The organism is Micrococcus sp. KRD026 (assembly GCF_017168445.1).
Lineage (GTDB): Bacteria > Actinomycetota > Actinomycetes > Actinomycetales > Micrococcaceae > Micrococcus > Micrococcus luteus.
In genome coordinates, this window is record NZ_JABFBA010000019.1 from 125,952 (window position 1) to 127,354 (window position 1,403).

Annotated in this window: 1 pseudogene; it reads right to left on the reverse strand. The window is 67.5% G+C overall.

From position 1 onward, the window contains the following. Window positions 1-302 precede the first annotated feature (302 nt). A pseudogene (locus J1M40_RS07025) lies at window positions 303-1,190 on the reverse strand (IS21-like element ISMlu14 family transposase); the annotation flags it as partial. Window positions 1,191-1,403: the final 213 nt, after the last annotated feature.

A 1,403-nucleotide genomic window follows, 5' to 3' on the forward strand; every position in this document is an offset into this window, starting at 1 on the left:
CGAGCAACGCGGGCAAACCAGATGGCCAGCACCGGGCAGTTCCCGTGGCCATCACTGGGCAGTCCTCATGGCCGTCAGCGGGTCATTCCCTGGCCACCTATGGGCAGCTTTTCATGGCCGCTTACAGATCCGCGCCAGGACGCACGAGCGGACACGAGACAGCACGTCCCCAGTCCTCGGGACTGCTGAAGGTTCGGTTGACACCTGATCTGTGGGGACATGAGGTCCCCGCTGGAAGGATGTCGACATGCCTGCAGCACACCCCAAGGAGTTCCGTGACGACGTGGTCGCGGTCGCCCGTCGTGCAACGCGCTGGTCTCCTCGGCGAGCATGTGGTCCGGGCGGCGCCGGGTCACCCGGTGCTCCCGGGAGTTCACCATGGCCATGAACCCCGCGCAGGCGGCCTCGAGCTCAGCGAACGAGGCGTACTGGTCCCGCAGGTTGGTGTCCTTCGGGACCAGGTCGGCCTTGGCCAGCTTCACCGCGTTCTCCACCCCGCCCTTGGCGGCCGGATCCGCTGGCTGGCAGGTCAGCACCTCCACGCCGTAATGCCGAGCGAACGCCACGGTGGCCTGGTTACGCACCGGCACCCCGGCCACATGAGAGACCGTCACTGTCTTCTCGTTATCCGTCAGCACATAGGTCGGCGCGCCCCCGATCAGCCGGAAGCACCGGTCCAGGGCGGCGAACACACTCGGAGCCGTCCTATCACGCAGGGCGATGACGATCCGGTAGCGGGACCAGGCCAGCCAGGCCACGAACAGCACCGTCTTGGCCCCGTCGATCGCCGGCCCATCGCCGAAGTCGTACTGCAGCCATGCGCCCGGCTCGGTGATCCAGGGCCGGTGCACCCGGCGCTTCCCGGCCCGCCAGGCGGCCTTCACCTCGGCCACCGCCCGCCGGGTGGAGCGCTCAGAGCCGGTGTAGCCCATTGCGGTGAGCTTGGCGTGCACGACATCGGCGCGGATCCTGCCCGTGGAGGCCTCGACCCATTCCTCGATCTTGGGCAGCCAGACATCGGTGACCTTCGGGCGGCTGGCTCCGGATCCAGGGGTCTGGCCGGCGTCGCGGGCCCGCACCAGCCGGGCCACGGTGTGATGGGAGCAACCGGCCAGCTCGGCGGCGCCCCGCAATGACTTGGTCAGGTCATAGGCACTGAGTATTTTCATGGTTTCTGCGGCATCCTTCATTCAGGGCCTCTTCCTCGCTGGATTCGATTCGACACCGATATCCAACCCGGGGAGGAGGCCCCCGCCGGCTCACGACGCGGCGGGCAACGAGCAACGCGGGCAAACCAGATGGCCAGCACCGGGCAGTTCCCGTGGCCATCACTGGGCAGTCCTCATGGCCGTCAGCGGGTCATTCCCTGGCCACCTATGGGCAGCTTTTCATGGCCGCTTACA